The 16,762-nt window shown below is 53.1% G+C and carries 16 protein-coding genes and 1 other RNA gene; 4 read left to right on the top strand and 13 right to left on the bottom strand.

Annotated elements, in window-relative coordinates; genetic code table 11:
- Position 1: 1 nt before the first annotated feature.
- The 13 genes from OCT58_RS03495 to tadA form a co-directional block, all read right to left on the bottom strand.
- Positions 2–1,513 (bottom strand): exopolyphosphatase, encoded by a 1,512-nt coding sequence (locus OCT58_RS03495; protein ID WP_267201464.1) that lies wholly within the window; start codon positions 1,511–1,513, stop codon positions 2–4.
- A 135-nt stretch (positions 1,514–1,648) separates the two neighbouring features.
- Positions 1,649–2,404 (bottom strand): acyl-[acyl-carrier-protein] thioesterase, encoded by a 756-nt coding sequence (locus tag OCT58_RS03490; RefSeq protein WP_267201463.1) that lies wholly within the window; start codon positions 2,402–2,404, stop codon positions 1,649–1,651.
- A 13-nt stretch (positions 2,405–2,417) separates the two neighbouring features.
- Positions 2,418–3,284, bottom strand: a complete 867-nt coding sequence (gene rsmI, locus OCT58_RS03485) for a 16S rRNA (cytidine(1402)-2'-O)-methyltransferase (RefSeq protein WP_267201462.1) — start codon at positions 3,282–3,284, stop codon at positions 2,418–2,420.
- A 7-nt stretch (positions 3,285–3,291) separates the two neighbouring features.
- Positions 3,292–3,642, bottom strand: a complete 351-nt coding sequence (locus OCT58_RS03480) for a DNA replication initiation control protein YabA (protein ID WP_267201461.1) — start codon at positions 3,640–3,642, stop codon at positions 3,292–3,294.
- Positions 3,635–4,657, bottom strand: coding sequence for a DNA polymerase III subunit delta' (gene holB / locus OCT58_RS03475; protein ID WP_267201460.1), 1,023 nt, complete (start codon positions 4,655–4,657; stop codon positions 3,635–3,637). Before holB ends, OCT58_RS03480 begins: the two co-directional genes overlap by 8 nt.
- Positions 4,658–4,670: 13 nt before the next feature.
- Entirely contained in the window at positions 4,671–4,991 is a 321-nt protein-coding gene (gene darA / locus OCT58_RS03470) for a cyclic di-AMP receptor DarA (RefSeq protein WP_267201459.1), read from the bottom strand.
- A 12-nt stretch (positions 4,992–5,003) separates the two neighbouring features.
- On the bottom strand, positions 5,004–5,657 hold the full coding sequence (gene tmk, locus OCT58_RS03465) for a dTMP kinase (protein ID WP_267201458.1): 654 nt from the start codon (positions 5,655–5,657) through the stop codon (positions 5,004–5,006).
- 14 nt (positions 5,658–5,671) lie between these two features.
- Complete coding sequence (locus OCT58_RS03460; protein WP_267201457.1) at positions 5,672–5,920, bottom strand: YaaL family protein; 249 nt, start codon at positions 5,918–5,920, stop codon at positions 5,672–5,674.
- Positions 5,921–5,922: 2 nt separating this feature from the next.
- On the bottom strand, positions 5,923–6,522 hold the full coding sequence (gene recR / locus OCT58_RS03455; protein ID WP_267201456.1) for a recombination mediator RecR: 600 nt from the start codon (positions 6,520–6,522) through the stop codon (positions 5,923–5,925).
- A 3-nt stretch (positions 6,523–6,525) separates the two neighbouring features.
- Positions 6,526–6,834 (bottom strand): YbaB/EbfC family nucleoid-associated protein, encoded by a 309-nt coding sequence (locus OCT58_RS03450; RefSeq protein ID WP_267201455.1) that lies wholly within the window; start codon positions 6,832–6,834, stop codon positions 6,526–6,528.
- 22 nt (positions 6,835–6,856) lie between these two features.
- Positions 6,857–8,818 (bottom strand): DNA polymerase III subunit gamma/tau, encoded by a 1,962-nt coding sequence (gene dnaX, locus OCT58_RS03445; protein ID WP_267201454.1) that lies wholly within the window; start codon positions 8,816–8,818, stop codon positions 6,857–6,859.
- 161 nt (positions 8,819–8,979) lie between these two features.
- Positions 8,980–9,066: signal recognition particle sRNA small type (ffs, locus tag OCT58_RS03440), an RNA gene on the bottom strand.
- Positions 9,067–9,107: 41 nt separating this feature from the next.
- Complete coding sequence (tadA, locus tag OCT58_RS03435) at positions 9,108–9,608, bottom strand: tRNA adenosine(34) deaminase TadA (protein WP_267201453.1); 501 nt, start codon at positions 9,606–9,608, stop codon at positions 9,108–9,110.
- A gap of 234 nt (positions 9,609–9,842) precedes the next feature.
- Here tadA and nrdH point away from each other — a divergent pair, with 234 nt between their 5' ends.
- The 4 genes from nrdH (at position 9,843) to adhE (ending at position 16,470) form a co-directional block, all read left to right on the top strand.
- On the top strand, positions 9,843–10,064 hold the full coding sequence (nrdH, locus tag OCT58_RS03430) for a glutaredoxin-like protein NrdH (RefSeq protein WP_267201452.1): 222 nt from the start codon (positions 9,843–9,845) through the stop codon (positions 10,062–10,064).
- Between the two features lie 220 nt (positions 10,065–10,284).
- Positions 10,285–12,456, top strand: coding sequence for a class 1b ribonucleoside-diphosphate reductase subunit alpha (nrdE, locus tag OCT58_RS03425; protein WP_267201451.1), 2,172 nt, complete (start codon positions 10,285–10,287; stop codon positions 12,454–12,456).
- Positions 12,457–12,523: 67 nt separating this feature from the next.
- Entirely contained in the window at positions 12,524–13,546 is a 1,023-nt protein-coding gene (gene nrdF, locus OCT58_RS03420; RefSeq protein ID WP_267201450.1) for a class 1b ribonucleoside-diphosphate reductase subunit beta, read from the top strand.
- A gap of 293 nt (positions 13,547–13,839) precedes the next feature.
- Positions 13,840–16,470 carry a bifunctional acetaldehyde-CoA/alcohol dehydrogenase gene (gene adhE, locus OCT58_RS03415; protein ID WP_267201449.1) on the top strand — a complete coding sequence of 877 codons (2,631 nt, stop codon included), beginning with the start codon at positions 13,840–13,842 and terminating at the stop codon, positions 16,468–16,470.
- The last annotated feature ends 292 nt before the right edge of the window (positions 16,471–16,762 follow it).

Below are 16,762 nucleotides of genomic sequence, written 5' to 3'. Positions count from 1 at the left end.
ATTAGTTTTCGCCCCTCTCAATCAATACCGGCTGAATGCCGAAGACGTCATTGAATAGCTTGGATTTTTTGCTAAATGACCACTTTTCAAGGACCAGGTCATCGTTGGCCGTGGCCTTGATCTTCAATACCTGATCACTCGTCAGCTTTAGCTTAATCGCCGAAATCTTCTGTTGGCGCGAGTCATCCAGCGCATCAACCAGCCGCAAGATGGCCGCCAGCTTGGCCACCGTCAGCTGAATGTCATCATCCATTTGCCGGTAGTGGGCCTGGGTGGCCGTTGGTGATTCGGCGCTGTGATAACGAGCCACCTCGGCGATAATCTGGTTGTCCTTGTCCGACAGGCCGATCAACGGGTTGGCCTCCAGGATGTAGGCCGAGTGCCGGTAATGGCCCTTTTGGTTAATAAAGTTTCCGATGTCGTCGACCTTGCTGGCAATCTCCAGCAACAGGCGAGCGTGGTTATCCAGCCGGTGAATCGGCCGCAATTGGTCGAAGAACTGGCAGGCAAACTTGGTCACGAACTCTTGGTGGGCCATGTCAATCCCGTAACGCTGGGCAATATCGTCGGCCGAGGTCCGGATCATCTTATTAATCTGGCTCTGGGCCCCTGCGTTAATCGTCCCATTAACCAGGCCATCCATCATCGAAATGTCGGTGACGTAAATGCTCAGCGGATGAACTAGGTGGGCAGTCCGAGCAATCACCAGATAGTTCGGTAGGTTGACCCGCCGCTGGGCATCGGTCAGGGCACTACTAATCCAGGCGCCGTGGCTGCCCGGCCGCACGCCTAGCTCCTGGTCAGCCTTGTCCAATGGTGCTTCAGGAACTTCCGCCAGGTGTTCGCCCCGCGAAATGTAGTGATGGTTGAGGACCGGTGCGTTTTGAATCAGCAGCACCGTCCGCTTCTTCCGCTTCAATTCCGGTGCAATGTATTCCAGTTTGGAATTGATGTAGTCCTGGATAATTTCCTGTGGATTCGTGGTCGTCTGCCGCAGCCGCTGGACAAGCCGGCTAATCTTGGCACCCCCGAGATCGAGGTCCCACTGCTTTTCAAAATTGCCGTGGTGAAAGAAGGCCAGCGTTACCGAGTCCAACCCCAGTGTCAGCAGGTACAGGCAGTGCTTGCTCAATTCCTTGAATTCAGGCAGGATGGTTACAACGCAGCCCATTGTCTGGGCCATCAGCTGATTGTTGTTGAGCCACTGCACCTTCAATCCGGTTCGAACTTCTAACTGGTCACCGACGTAACGGGCGTCGACCGGATCGAGGTCCTCAATTGCCCCATAGAAATGAACGTCTTCAACTTGATAATCTTTCAGCAGCTGCTTAAAGCCCTCCAGGTTATTCACAATGGCTTCCATATTCTGGGCATAATTGGCAATGTTGCCCCTGCCAACCATTAATTCTCCCGAACGGACGTCATTAATCACCCGGCCCTTGGGGAGTTCCAAGATGCGCAGGCTTACCTGGTCAGGCTCCAAATAAATCACTGCAGTCAATGAATTCTTCACGCCAACCACTCCTATCTTGATAATTCTTCATCTATTGTCAATTATAGAACATTCGCCCCTATCACCACAGTGAAAGGATCAAATATTAATAAAAAAGAAGCCATTTCACGCGAAATGACTTCTTTTACTAATTATTTAGGCCCAGTGGAATTCGGCTTGGGCACAGGTCTGGCCGTCCACTACGATCGCATGGCGACTGGTCAGCTGGTTTGGTTCATCAAGCTCCTGGCAACGGCTGGTGACCGTGACGCCCTCACGAACCTCATGCTCATACTTAATCGCCATCTTGGTCAGGTGGTGGGTCCGCAAGAACTGGCTCCCCAGCGGGTCTAGCAACCAGTCAAAGTAGCGGGCGTTATTGACGTGGTGGTTGACATCGATGTCAAAGTAGCGCACCCGGTACTCCTGTTCTTTGTCCGGATCCGTGAGCTCAGCGGGCCGGGCGAGCCGGGGCAGCCGCTTCTCCTGCGGCGAGTCAAAGCGACTGATCAGCTCGTTGGGGATTGACATCAACTGCCGTTTCTCCAAGTTCATAAAGACAAAGTTGGCCCGAAAGTGGGCGTATTTGATCCGGTGATCCGGGTCGGTTAGCCAAAACTCCCGCAAAGCGAAGAAGCGGTTGTAGGCCAGGGCCCGGGTACCCAGAATTACAGTGTCGCCAAAGGTTGGCTGCTCTTTGGTAAATTCTCCCTCATAGGCGGTAATCACCCAGGCGCCTCCGGTAGCTTGCACCGTTGCGGTATCCATCCCCAGTGACATGCTGTGGGCATCGGAAACCATCGTCATCATGCTCAAGACCATGCTGAGACTGGGATGACCGGTATCGTCACACTCGTAGTAGGTCAAAAGGTGGGGCATTTCATAGGTTTGTTTGTTTTGTTGTAAGTCCATTTAAATCCCCCTTCTAGAGGTTGTGGTACTGCTTGTAGAGGTCCTGACGTTTGATGCCGTTACGCTTGGCCACCAGTTTGATGGCGGCGTTGGTCGACAGACCGTCGACAATCGCCGCGTCGATCTGTTCCTGAAGCGATTGGGGCTGGCCCGCGTCTTCTTGCTTATTTGGATGCGGGTTCCCCGCCACAAGGACGACAAACTCTCCCCGGGCTTCGTGGCTTTCAAACCAGTCCCGCAACTCACCGAGGCTTCCCCGGCTGAATTCCTCGTAGCGCTTGGTCAGCTCCCGGGCGAGGACGGCCGGTCGCTCGTCTCCGAAGACCTCGGCCATCGTCGCCAACGTCTTCTTCAGGCGGTGCGGGGCTTCATAGAAGATCATCGTCTCCGGACGGTTAACCAGTTCCTCTAGGGCGGTCACTTGCTGCTGGTGCTTGCGCTCTAAAAAGCCGTAAAAGTAAAAGGGTTGGGGAACCAGACCGGAGGCAATCAATGCCGTCAATCCAGCATTGGCACCCGGCAAGGGGACAACCGGAATTCCCTCTTTGACCGCCGCGGCCACCAGTTCCTTGCCGGGATCCGAAATCGATGGCATTCCCGCATCGCTGCACTGGGCAATCTTTTGCCCGTCTTTGAGCTTAGCAATCAATTCGGGGATCCGCTGCTCGGTGTTGTGCTCGTGAAAGCTGATCTCCCGGGTGCTGATCTCAAAGTGATTGAGCAGCTGCTGGGTGTGACGGGTATCCTCGGCGGCAATTAAGTCAACGTCTTGAAGGGTCTTGATCGCCCGAAAAGTCATGTCGTCGAGGTTGCCAATCGGGGTCGGTACCAGGTAGAGGCAGCCCCCCGTTTGATTCTTAAAACTGCTAATCTGTTGCATGTTTCACCTACTTTGCTTGATCCGGATCGTGGCCAAAAATCACGTCGGTACAGAAGGCGCAGGATTCACCCGGCGCCAGCCGCTTACCGAAGTATTCGCTGCAGACGTGGAAGCCCTGCTGGTAGAGTTCCTTTAAGTTCTGCCGCGATCCCGACAGCTGCGGCTCCCCGTTGACGTTTTTCATCTTCTTGATTGCCTGGCGCAGGTGGTCGTTTTCAATCGAAAGTTCCACGTTTTGTTCCAGAACCTCGGTAATCTGGTTCTGCAGCTGCTCCATATTGGCCACCAATTCCCGGGTCTGCTTGGTCACCTGGGCAAAGCGGTCATAAATATTCTCATTTGCTTTTTGTTCACTCATGCTTTTGCCCCCGCAAGGTCTGGACGATCTGAATCGTCAATTGTTCAACAATGTTTTGAAAGTTAATGTTCTGACTGAGCTGGTGACGAATCCCCAAGGTTAACTGGCTGACCGCCAGCAGCTGGGCCATCGTGTACTGACCGGCCACCGCCTGCAATTGCGCCTGGGCGCCAAGAAAGTGCAGTCGATCGGCACCGGTAACACCATTGGCTACCAGGAGGGTGTCACGCCAAATCAGGGTGATCAGGTCGAGGAGCACCTGCTGCTTTTCCCGGTCTGTCGCCAGTTTTTGGATCACGGTCTGCACCGAAACAAAGGCCAGCATGTTCCCCTGGCTAACCTGGTTGTACCATTTGCTGACCCCGGCAATCGCCTGGCCGAGCCAATTTTCCTGACACCAATTTTGAACCTCGGTGACGGAGTCGGTCAAGCCGACCGCCACGGCGCGTTGCTCAAGTGGGACCTCCGCCTTGGCTAGTTCTTCCAAAAGTGCCGTCCGCGACAGGGGTTGCATCTCGATCACCTGGGTCCGAGAACGGATCGTTGGCAAAACGGCACTCTTGTTGCTGGTCAGCATCAGGATATAGACCCCCGGGCCGGGTTCCTCAATAAACTTGAGTAGGCTGTTGGCCGCTCCGGTAGTCATCTTCTCTGCATCCCTGATGATGAAGATCTTCTGGTTCCCCTCCATCGCGCTCTTGGTAAATTCGGCCTTCAGATGGCGAATCTCATCAACCTTGATCTGCCGCCCCGTCGCCGCAGCCGTTACGATGTCTGGGTGATTGCCAGTCAGGATCCGCTGACACTCCGCGCAGGTCAGGTCCGGTTCATTGTTCACCGGGTGCAAACAGAAAAGGCGCAGGGCAAGCCACCGCGCGATTTCTCCTTTGCCCGAGCCGGTGGGTCCCACCAGCAGGTAGGCGTGAGCCAGTTCATGATGATTTAAAACCTGCTTTAATCGCTCAACGACTTGGGGCTGAAGCTGTTCTGCCCGTGGCTGTGCACTCGTTGTCACGCTAATCCCTCACTTAAAATTTGATAAACTGATCAACCGGCAGGACGAACACCGTGGCACCCCCGACCTTGACGTTGACTGGAAGGGCCGAGCCGCCTTCGACATCGTGCATCTGTGACGTGATGTACTGTTCGCGCGACTTGGCGTTCTTTTTGATCACGTCCAGGACATCCTGAACCCGGTCATCTTCAATCCCAATCAGGAAGGTGGCGTTGCCCTCGCGCAAAAAGCCCCCGGTCGTGGAAAGCTGGGTCATCTGAATGTGCGCGGCAGTCAGCGCCTTGCGCAGGCGGTTGCTGTCTTTGGACTGGACAATCACGACGAGCATCTTCATGGTAATCACCTCTTAGAATTCATTGGCAAATAGATCGGTAAACTTGGCGTGCATGGCAGCCTTGACGTCAGCAATCACCTGGTCAAGGGATTGGCTGGCGTCAATTGTCTTGATCCGCGCTGGCTCTTTCTCTGCCAAGCGCAGGTAGGAATGGCGAACAGCGTGATAGAAATCTAGCTGTTCCTTATCCAAACGATTAACTTCATCCGTCCGGTGGGTGGCGATCCGCTTTAAGCCCAGTTCGGTCGGGATGTCCAGATAGATCGTCAATTCCGGCATCAATCCGTCGATGGCGAACTGATTGATCTGCCAGACCTCCTGCTCACCGAGGTGGCGGGCCGCCCCCTGGTAGGCAATCGAACTATCGACGTAGCGGTCGCACAGGATCACCTTCCCCGCCGCCAGAGCTGGCTTAAGGTCAGCGACCACGTGCTGGCGCCGGGCCGCCGCAAAGAGCAGTGCCTCGGTGCGGGCATCCATGGCGGTGTTCTTGCTGTCCATCAGGATCTGGCGAATCTGTTCCGAAATGTGGTCACCACCCGGCTCCCGGGTGTACATGACCGCTGCAGCTCCCAACTGCTTTTCCAAATCGGCCCGGATTGCCCGCAGGACGCTAGTCTTTCCGGCACCGTCGGATCCTTCAAAAGAAATAAACTTTCCTTTCATGGTCTTCATCCCTTCTAATGACCAATCACGCCCTGGTTGAGCTGGCCGTGCACGTGGTACTTGCGCGCCAGGCGGTACAAGTAAAGGTACTTCTGCTCCTGCATGTGGGCCCGATCGCTGAGCTCCGAGCTGACGTTGGCCTCGTAGACCGCCCGCTCCGTTTCCTTGGCATGGTCCCAGCTGCCTTTGACCGCGTAGATCGTGTTCAGGAGGTGCTGGTTGCGTTGCTTTTCAATTTCGTGTTTTGGATGCTTAAATAGCATGCTTACATCTCCGTTCGTCCTTGAACCGCCTTAAAGAGCGTCATCTCATCGGCATAATCAATGTCGGCCCCGACCGAAAGTCCGTGGGCCAGGCGAGTGACTTTGATTCCCGCCGGCTTGATTAGCTTGGCTAAGTAGCCGGCCGTCAGCTCCCCGTCCGCAGAGGCATTGGTGGCAATGATGACCTCCTTGACCTCATCGTTAGCCTTCAGGCGCTTCAGCAGGCTGGTGATGTTGATGTCTTCCGGGCCGGTTCCAGCAACGGGCGAGATCACGCCCTCTAAGACATGGTAGAGGCCATGGTACTCGTGCATCCGCTCCATCGCCATGATGTCCTGGGATTGTTCCACCACCAGGATCTTGGAACGATCACGGGTCTTGTCCTTGCAGATCGGACAGGGATCGTCCTCGGTGATGTTACCACAAACGCTGCAGGGATGCAGGTCCCGTTTAGCGGAAAGAAGTGACTTGGCGAAGTTGGTCACGTCATCATCTTCCATGCCCAATGTGTAAAAGGCCAGCCGAGTCGCCGTCTTCTGGCCGATTCCCGGGAGTTTGGTGTAGCTCTCAATCAGCTTGGCAAGTGGTTCCGGGTACTGCATGGATTACATCCCCATCCCACGGGTGTACTTGCCCAGGGACTTTTGCGTCGCGTCGTTGACCTTGCTAATGCCGTCATTAATTGCAGCAACGACCAGGTCTTGGAGCATGTCGATATCGTCGGGATCAACGGCTTCCTTGTTGATCTTGAGGTCGACCAGCTTGTTGTCACCGGTGAAGGTTGCCGTTACCATGTCGTCGGGAGCCTTGCCGACAAACTCCTGCTTAGTCAGTTCCTCGTGTTCGGCCATCATTTTCTTTTGCATGGCCTTGGCCTGCTTCATCATCTGTTGCATGTTCATTCCGCGCATCATAATTCAATCATCCTTTACTATTTTAATTATCTTCAATTTTCACAATGTCATCGCCAAACAATTGCTTAGCGGCGGCAACTGGATCCGTGGTCTGGCTGCCAGCGTCATCGCCTTCCTGAGGGGCCGCGTCGTCTTCCAGAGCCGGGGGCTCATCAGGAAGCGGTGGTTCTTCCGGCAGTGGTGCCGCCGATGACGGTGCTGGCGTCGGCTGCGGCGGTGCGGTTACCGTCTTAGCAGCAGCCGAAGTCGGATTGGGCAGCGCAGTCGACTCAGCCTGTCGTGGCTGCGCTTGTGGTACCGCCGACGCTGAGGTCGGTTTAACGGTGGCCTTTTGCCGGGCGGGCCGCTTGTCCAGGCCGTGTTCCTTGATATAGGTCTGGCGAATCTGCGGCCACTTATTCTTCGGCACGAAGACCACCCGGTGTTCCGTGCCCATCAGGCTTTGTAAGGCCTGCTCCATCGCTGTCGTTAAGTTTTCGTCGGTCGTTGCTTCCTTAAAGAGGAAGGCGTAGTCAAAGGCAACGATCACTCCGCTGCCACTGGCCGCCACCGGCTTCGAAACGTGAAGGAGCGAACGCTGGGGAACCGTCAAATGATTGAGCATATCGCCCCAAAGATTTTGGATGTTCACCAGGTCCTTCCGCGTGGCAGCACCCAAGACTGGATAAACCTGGTTCAGGTTTACCTGCACATTCCGCTGCTGGACCCGGGGCTTGCTTGGCTTGGCGCTATTCTGCGCCCACGGATTAGCAGCAAGGTTCTTGACCGTCTGCTGGAGCTGCTGGACTTCTTGTTGAAGCTGCTGGATCACCTGGTTGGCCGCCAAATTAGACTGGGCCGCCTGTCCCTGAGCTACTGGTGCTTGAGGGGCTGACGATGTCGCCGAGACCTGCTTTGGCGCCCTGATCTGGCAAAGCTTGACCGTCAGGACCTCCAGGTAAACGTCGGGATGAGTGGTGAAGCGCATCTCCTCTTGGATATCGTTCAGTTCATCGATCATCTGGTAGAGGGTCGTCGCGTCAACCGCCTTGCTCAGCTCCTGAAAGTCCTCATCCTTGAGACCAGTGCTGGCAACCACGATCAGTTTCGGCGATTCCTGGTAGAGCAGAACGTCGCGAATGAAGGCGATCAGGTCTTCAATGAAGCGCTGGCCGTCCTTTCCCTCGCCGAGGATCTTTTGCATGGTGTCCAGGGCCGCGGCGCTCTGCTGCTGAGCCACCTCCAAGAAGTACTTCTTCAGCAGCTGTTTAGTCACGCTGCCGGTCACCAGCAAGGCATCGTCGAGCTTAACCTGATTGTCACTAAAGGACAGCACCTGATCGAGAATGCTCAGGGCGTCCCGCATTCCCCCCTCGGCGGCGTTAGCAATCACCCAGAGAGCCTTCTCCTCGTAGTCCACCTTCTTTTGGTCCAGGATGTACTTCATCCGGTCAAAGGCGTCTTGAGCGGAGATCCGCCGGAAGTCGAAGCGCTGAACCCGGGAGATAATCGTCAAGGGGATCTTGTGCGGCTCCGTCGTCGCCAGGATAAAGATCACGTTGGCCGGTGGTTCTTCCAGGGTCTTCAACAGAGCGTTGAAAGCCCCCGTCGACAGCATGTGCACTTCGTCGATGATATAGACCTTGTAGTCGGCCTGGGTTGGCGCGTACTTGGCCTTGTCGCGAATGTCCCGGATCTCCTCGACCCCGTTGTTGGAGGCCGCATCAATTTCGATCACGTCGTTGAGCTGCCCGTTGGTGATCGCCTTGCAGATCTCACACTTGTTGCAGGGTTCGCCGTCCTCAGAATGGTGGCAGTTGACCGCCTTGGCAAAAATCTTGGCCGCCGAGGTCTTCCCGGTACCCCGTGGTCCGGCGAAGAGGTAGGCATGGCTGATCTGGTGGGTGATAATGGCGTTTTTCAACGTTTGGGTCACAATCTGTTGGCCGACAAGCTCGTCGAAACGCTGGGGACGCCAAACCCGGTATAGTGCCTGGTAACTCACGCTAACCTTCCTTTCTTAAAATCAAACTACTTTCAATATTATACAAGTTTTCCTTCCCAATGGGGATCGATCTGGTTTGAAATAGTTAAATTTAATCTTACCATAAAATTAAAGAGGCCCGCGATAAGAATACACTTATCACGAACCTCACTGATAATCTCTCAAACTTAGAGCACAAGCTGCTTCATACTTAGTGCTGCTTCCTTCCGGACCTGACACGGTTCGTAAGTGCAACCTTGCTCTAAGGCCTTACGGCAAATATTATAGTACACTACTTTGCTGAGAATTGCTAGTCCTTTGCCCGACGTTTTTTTCGGGCCGCCTTGCGTTTCTTGCGAATGGCCCGGAAGAAGTCCTTCAGCATTTGGCTACACTCGTCTTCCAAAAGTCCACGGTAAACATTGACCTGGTGGTTTAAGCGTGAGTCGTTCAAGAGATGATAGAGACTGTCAACCGCCCCCGCCTTTGGATCGGCGGCCCCGTAATAGACGTTCTTGATTCGGGCATTAATGATCGCACCGCTGCACATAATGCAAGGCTCCAGGGTCACGTACAGGTCGCAATCCTCCAAGCGCCAGCTGCCCAGCGTCGTGCAGGCCTCCATGATCGCCAGCATTTCGGCATGGTAGGTTGCGTCTTGAAATTTCTCCCGCATATTGTGACCGCGGCCAATGATCTGGCCATCATGGACCACGACTGCCCCAATCGGAACCTCGTTTAAGATTTCCGCCTGCTTAGCCTCCCGGATCGCCGCACGCATGTAGTGCCGATGAATTTTTTCCTCTTCCATAACTTTTTCTCCATTAAAAGACTGTTTACCCCTTCTAGTGTAGATTATTTAGCAGCTCTTATCTAGTGATTAAATTGCCAGAAAATGTTTCACGATTTTTGTCGCCCGTCGTTACTACCACATGTCGTGTTTCACTAAAAGCAAGTCACAAGATGCGGTAGTTTTTTGATTGCTTTTTCCCTATTTCTCGCTATACTAGATAACATCACTAAGCAAAAATAAGGAGCGAGCGAAATGGTAACTGTTTTTTCCAAGAACGACTGCATTCAATGCAAGATGACGAAGAAGTTCCTCAAGCAGCACCAGATTGATTTCATTGAACACAACATTGACGAACAGCCAGAGTACGTTTCCCAACTGAAGGCCGAGGGGTTCATGGCTACTCCGGTCGTTAAGTTGCCCAACGGCAGCGCATTCTCTGGCTTCCGTCCAGACCGTCTTCAGCAATTAGCCTAAGAGACGTTACTTATCTAGAGGTTGAGAATTAACTCAGCCTCTTTACTATTTTTATAATCATAACTGCTGCAGCGCGGTAGCTGGCTGGATCCTGGGCGTTGATAAATCAACGTCCAGGACGCCTAGCCAGCCTCGCGGGGGTGGGAAAACGAACTCGCTTGCGAGTTCTGTCCCACTCCCTTCTTTATTGCCCAAAATCAAAGAAAGTGAGTTAAGCAAGATGGCATTATCCGATATTGATCTGACAAAGGTAAAGTACTTTGACCTCAACAACGAGGTCAACATCCCCCGCAACGGCCAGATTCAGCTTGAAAAGGACCAGGAAGCCCTGGCCGATTTTCTCAAGGAGAACGTCGAACCCAACACGAAACGTTTTTCCTCATTAAAAGAACGTTTCGCCTGGCTAGAAGACAATGACTACATCGAACGCGGCTTCGTGGACCAATACAGCCCGGTCTTTATCGAAAAGCTCTACGCCTATCTCCGGGACCAGGATTTCCACTTTCATTCCTTCATGGCAGCCTACAAATTCTACGCTCAGTATGCCCTGCGCACCAATGACAAGGAATACTACTTGGAAAACTACATTGATCGGGTCGCAATGAATGCCCTTTACCTGGCTAACGGCAACGAAGAGCTGGCCATGGATTTGGCCGATGAGATCGTCCACCAGCGCTACCAGCCGGCTACTCCGACCTTCTTAAACGTCGGCCGGAAGCGGCGCGGTGAATTCGTCTCCTGCTTCGTCATTCAGACCACTGACGACATGAACACGATCGGACGAACGATCAACTCCGCCCTGCAGCTCTCCAAGATCGGCGGTGGGGTCGGAATTAACCTGTCCAACTTGCGGGAATCTGGTGCCCCCATCAAGAAGATCAAGGGTGCGGCCAGCGGGGTCGTCCCGGTGATGAAGCTCTTAGAAGACAGCTTCTCTTACTCCAACCAATTGGGCCAGCGGCAGGGTGCCGGCGTGGTCTATCTGAGTGTTTTCCACCCCGACATCATTGAATTCTTAGGGGCCAAGAAGGAAAATGCTGACGAAAAGGTCCGGCTGAAGACCCTCTCACTGGGGATCACGGTTCCCGACAAGTTCTATGAATTAGTTGAGAAAAATGAGGACATGTATCTCTTCAGTCCTTACGACGTTGAACGGGTCTACGGTAAGCCATTTTCCTACGTCGACATCACGGCGGAGTATGACAAAATGGTTGCCAACGATGAGATCCATAAAAAGAAGGTCAATGCCCGCGACCTCGAAGATGAGATCAGTAAGCTCCAGCAAGAGTCCGGCTATCCTTACATTATCAACATTGATATGGTCAACCGGGCCAACCCGATCGATGGCAAGGTCGTCAGCAGCAATCTCTGCTCCGAAATTGCCCAGGTGCAGATCCTTTCCCGGGTCAACGATGACCAAACCTACACCACGCTAGGCTCCGATGTCTCCTGTAACCTGGGTTCAACCAACATTGCCAATATGATGGAGAGTCCCGACTTCGGTAAGAGCATCCGGGCGATGGTCCGCGGCCTCACCCGGATCAGTGACGCCGAACATATTGAGGTTGTGCCAACGATTGAACACGGCAACACGCTCTACCACTCGATCGGACTAGGTGCCATGGGTCTGCACGGCTACCTGGCTAAGCACCATATTCAATATGGTAGTCCAGTCGCCATTGAATTCACCGGCGTCTACTTCATGCTTCTCAACTACTGGTCACTGGTGGCTTCCAACGAGCTTGCCCGTGAACGTCAGGCGACCTTCTACGACTTTGACAAGAGCGCCTATGCCGATGGTTCGTACTTCACCAAGTACGTTGAACGTGACTGGGGTCCCCAATCCGACGTCGTCAAGGAGCTTTTTGACGGGATCTTTATTCCCGGGATCGCAGACTGGAAGAAGCTTCGTGACCAGGTCATGAGAGACGGCCTCTACAACGCCTACCGGATGGCCGTTGCCCCGAATGGTTCCACGGCCTACATTAACGATTCCACGGCTAGCATCACGCCAATCGTCAACCGGATTGAGGAACGACAGGAAAAAATGATCGGTAAGATCTACTACCCGGCCCCGTACCTTTCCAATGACACCCTGCCGTACTACAAGTCCGCCTACGATATTGACATGCGGCGGGTCATTGACACCTACGCGGCGGCCCAGCAGCACGTCGATCAGTCAATGTCACTGACGATTTTCATGCGTTCCACCATCCCGGCCGGTCTCTACGAATGGAAGGACGGCCGGACCGACAAGATGACCACCCGGGATCTCAACATTCTGCGGCACTATGCCTACCAAAAGGGCATCAAGTCGATTTACTACGTCCGGACCTTCACTGACGATCAGGATGAGATCGGCGCCAACCAATGCGAGAGCTGTGTGATTTGATTTGCCGGTGCGCACTTGCTAAACTAGGTAGAGCAATTCGTTCGTTTACAATTTAAAGGAGCACAAAATGAAGTTTGACCAAGAATTTAAGCCACTAAAAAGCTACGAAGCCATCAACTGGAACGAGGTCTCGGACATGATCGACAAGGCTACCTGGGAAAAGTTGACCGAACAGTTCTGGCTTGACACCCGAATTCCCGTCTCTAACGACCTTGACGACTGGCGCCAGCTCGATGATGATCATCGTTGGACGGTCGGTCACGTCTTCGGGGGCCTGACCCTCCTGGATACGGTTCAATCCGAGGCTGGAATGACCGCCTTAAAACAGGACGTCAAGACCAAGCACGAAACCGCCGTCTTAAACAACATTCAGTTCATGGAATCCGTCCACGCTAAGAGTTACTCCACTATTTTCTCAACCCTGAACACTCCTGACGAAATCGAGGAAATCTTTAAGTGGTCCGACTCCGAGGAGTACCTTCAAAACAAGGCCGTCCGCATTGCCAACATGTACCGCGACCCAAACGAGGACCCGCTGAAGAAAAAGGTGGTAAACGTCTTCTTGGAAACCTTCCTCTTCTACTCCGGCTTCTATACCCCGCTCTACTACCTGGGCCATAATAAATTGAACAACGTCGCCGAGATCATCAAACTGATCCTGCGGGACGAATCCGTTCACGGCACCTACATCGGTTACAAATTCCAAGTTGGTCTCCGGCAACGGACCGAAAAGCAGCAACAGGACATGAAGGACTGGATGTACAACTTCCTCTACGACCTTTACAGCAATGAGGAAGACTACACCCACCTGCTGTATGACCAAATCGGTTGGACCAGCAACGTTTTGACCTTCATTCGTTACAATGCCAACAAGGCCCTGATGAACCTCGGTCAGGACCCACTCTTCCCGGACACCGCCGCCGACGTCAATCCAGTGGTCATGAACGGGATCTCGACTTCGACCTCTAACCACGACTTCTTCAGTCAGGTGGGGAACGGCTACCGGCTTGGGGCCGTCGAAGCGATGAGCGACGATGATTACAATATCAAGGATCCGAATGCCGGTAAGGACAAGAATTCACGTGATTAATTCAACAGACCCGTGTAACCATTCAATTGGCAGCACGGGTTTTCTTTTGGCCTTAATGTGAATTATTGTTCAATAACTGTATGAACTGAATTTTATGCAGTTCAAGCATCCAAAATTTATACCAATATTTTTCCCGTGCGCGCAAGCATTATCCCAATAATGTTGTAAGCGAATACATCAATTCAACCATTGCTCAATGAATAACAAGACCCTTGCTTTTCTAAATGGCCTATATTATTATGGACCATGTTCAAAGCGTAACAAACTATATTGACTTAAAGGAGCACTTTGTTATGGCGACAGCAAAAAAGCAAACTACTGAAGCAAAAGAAAGTAAGCAACAACAAGCTCAAACAATGATTGACGACCTGATGCAAAAGAGTCTGGCCGCCTTTGAAAAATTGCGTTACTATTCACAAGAACAAGTTGACAACATCTGTCAAGCGATGGCCCTGGCTGCCGAAGAACACCACATGGACCTGGCCGTGGATGCCGCTAAGGAAACTGGTCGTGGGATCGCCGAAGACAAGGCTATCAAGAACATCTACGCCAGTGAATACATCTGGAACAACATTCGCCACGACAAGACCGTCGGCATCATTGAAGACAACGACGAAGACCAAACCGTCACCATCGCCGACCCGCTGGGGGTAATCGCCGGAATCGTTCCCGTTACCAACCCAACCTCCACGACGATCTTCAAGTCAATCATCTCCGCTAAGACGCGGAACACAATCATCTTCTCCTTCCACCCACAGGCTCTCCAGTCCTCTATCAAGACTGCAAAGATCCTTCAGGAAGCCGCTGAAAAAGCCGGTGCACCGAAGAACATGATTCAATGGATTCCGCAATGCAGCATCGAAGCGACGACGGCCCTGATCCAAAACCCGAACACCGCAACCATCCTGGCAACTGGTGGTCCAGCCATGGTTAAGGCCGCCTACAGTTCTGGTAACCCGGCATTAGGGGTTGGTCCTGGTAACGGCCCGGCCTACATCGAAAAGTCCGCTAACATTGCTCGTTCCATCTACGACATTGTTTTATCCAAGACCTTCGATAACGGAATGATCTGTGCTTCCGAAAACTCCGTCGTTGTTGATGACGAAATCTACGACCAAGTCAAGGAAGAATTCAAGAAGTGGAACTGCTACTTCATCAAGCCAAATGAAATCAAGACCTTTACCGACGGCTTCATCGATCCTGAACGCCATCAGGTTCGCGGACCAATCGCCGGCCGTTCCGCCAATGCCATTGCCGAAATGTGTGGTCTGAAGAACGTTCCAGCCAACACCAAGGTCCTGATCGCCGAATACGACGGGGTTGGTGACAAGTACCCACTTTCCGCTGAAAAGCTGTCCCCAGTGCTGACCATGTACCGGGCAAGCTCCCGTGAGAACGCCTTTGACATCTGCCGGGCACTCCTGCACTACGGTGGTGAAGGTCACACGGCCGCTATCCACACCTTAGACGACGACCTGATCACCAAGTACGGTCTGGAAATGCGTGCTTCCCGGATCATCGTCAACTCCCCATCCGGCATCGGTGGGATTGGTAACATCTACAACAACATGACCCCATCCCTGACCCTGGGAACCGGTTCCTACGGTGGTAACTCTGTTTCTCACAACGTGACCGACTGGGATCTCTTAAACATCAAGGTGATCGCGAAACGGCGGGAAAATCGTCAGTGGGTCAAGATTCCCCCAAAAGTATACTTTCAACGGAACTCGCTAAAAGAATTGCGGGATATCCCAAACATTGAACGGGCCTTCATCGTTACCGGCCCGGGGATGAGCAAGCGTGGTTACGTTCAACGGGTGATCGACCAACTGCGGCTCCGTCAAAACCGGACGGCCTACCTGGTCTTCGATGACGTTGAAGAAGACCCATCAACGAACACCGTTGAAAAGGGTGTCGCAATGATGAACGACTTCAAGCCGGACACCATCATCGCCCTCGGTGGTGGTTCACCAATGGACGCCGCCAAGGCAATGTGGATGTTCTATGAGCACCCAGAAACTTCCTGGTACGGTGTAATGCAGAAGTACCTTGATATCCGGAAGCGTGCTTACCAGATCAAGAAGCCAGTGAAGTCCCAGCTGATCGGGATTCCAACTACTTCCGGGACTGGTTCCGAAGTGACCCCGTTCGCGGTCATCACCGACTCCAAGACCCACGTGAAGTACCCACTGGCCGACTACGCACTGACGCCAAACATCGCCATCGTTGACTCCCAGTTCGTGGAAACCGTTCCACCCAAGACCACGGCCTACACGGGTTTAGACGTCATCTGCCACGCCACTGAATCCTACGTTTCCGTCATGGCAACCGACTACACCCGTGGTTGGTCACTGCAAACCGTTAAGGGCGCGATGGAATACCTGCCGAAGTCAGTTGACGGTGACAAGCTGGCCCGCCGGAAGATGCACGACTTCTCCACGATGGCCGGGATGGCGTTCGGTCAGGCCTTCCTTGGAATCACCCACTCCCTGGCCCACAAGATGGGTGGTGCCTTCGGTCTGCCGCACGGTCTGCTGATCGCGATCGCTATGCCACAGGTAATCCGCTTCAATGCCAAGCGGCCACAAAAGCTCGCCCTTTGGCCACACTATGAAACTTTCCACGCTACCAAGGACTACGCCGACCTGGCACGGTTTATTGGCCTGCAAGGCAACTCCGATGAAGAACTGGCAGAAGCCTACGCCCAAAAGTTCATTGAGGTTGCTCACCAGTGCGGTGTTAAGTTAAGCCTGAAGGACAACGGGGTTAGCCGGGAGAAGTTCAACAAGGTCGTCGACGACCTGGCCGTTCTCGCCTACGAGGACCAATGTACGACGACCAACCCGGTTGAACCACTCGTTAGTCAGCTGAAGGAACTCCTGGAACGCTGCTACGATGGTACCGGTGTTGAAGACGCTAAATAATTGAATTTTCTAAGAGGCTGGGAATTAACCTAGCCTCTTTGCTGTTATATAGCTTATAAATGCTGCAGCGCGGTAGCTGGCTGGATCCTGAACGTTGATAAATCAACGCCCAGGACGCCTAGCCAGCCTCGCGGGGGTGGGAAGACGAACTCGCAAGCGAGTTCTTTCAAATGTCATTAAGTTAAGCTATTGACATTTGGGATACCAAAAGAGTGAGCCTTTATTTACACAATTTGTGTGAATGAAGGCTCACTCTTTGCTTTAAACAGCGTTGCTTTTTAAAATTAAATAG

The organism is Limosilactobacillus kribbianus, from assembly GCF_026413145.1.
GTDB classification, from domain to species: Bacteria; Bacillota; Bacilli; order Lactobacillales; family Lactobacillaceae; genus Limosilactobacillus; species Limosilactobacillus kribbianus.
The sequence above is the reverse complement of the archived record's forward strand: the minus strand, read 5'-3'. Positions and strand labels throughout refer to the sequence as shown.

Coding starts and splice junctions, on each gene's coding strand:
- OCT58_RS03490 (WP_267201463.1), bottom strand. CDS start 2,404: ATGGACTTACAACAAAACAAACAAACCTATGAAATGCCCCACCTTTTG.
- rsmI (WP_267201462.1), bottom strand. CDS start 3,284: ATGCAACAGATTAGCAGTTTTAAGAATCAAACGGGGGGCTGCCTCTAC.
- OCT58_RS03480 (WP_267201461.1), bottom strand. CDS start 3,642: ATGAGTGAACAAAAAGCAAATGAGAATATTTATGACCGCTTTGCCCAG.
- darA (WP_267201459.1), bottom strand. CDS start 4,991: ATGAAGATGCTCGTCGTGATTGTCCAGTCCAAAGACAGCAACCGCCTG.
- tmk (WP_267201458.1), bottom strand. CDS start 5,657: ATGAAAGGAAAGTTTATTTCTTTTGAAGGATCCGACGGTGCCGGAAAG.
- OCT58_RS03460 (WP_267201457.1), bottom strand. CDS start 5,920: ATGCTATTTAAGCATCCAAAACACGAAATTGAAAAGCAACGCAACCAG.
- recR (WP_267201456.1), bottom strand. CDS start 6,522: ATGCAGTACCCGGAACCACTTGCCAAGCTGATTGAGAGCTACACCAAA.
- OCT58_RS03450 (WP_267201455.1), bottom strand. CDS start 6,834: ATGATGCGCGGAATGAACATGCAACAGATGATGAAGCAGGCCAAGGCC.
- tadA (WP_267201453.1), bottom strand. CDS start 9,608: ATGGAAGAGGAAAAAATTCATCGGCACTACATGCGTGCGGCGATCCGG.
- nrdH (WP_267201452.1), top strand. CDS start 9,843: ATGGTAACTGTTTTTTCCAAGAACGACTGCATTCAATGCAAGATGACG.
- nrdE (WP_267201451.1), top strand. CDS start 10,285: ATGGCATTATCCGATATTGATCTGACAAAGGTAAAGTACTTTGACCTC.
- nrdF (WP_267201450.1), top strand. CDS start 12,524: ATGAAGTTTGACCAAGAATTTAAGCCACTAAAAAGCTACGAAGCCATC.
- adhE (WP_267201449.1), top strand. CDS start 13,840: ATGGCGACAGCAAAAAAGCAAACTACTGAAGCAAAAGAAAGTAAGCAA.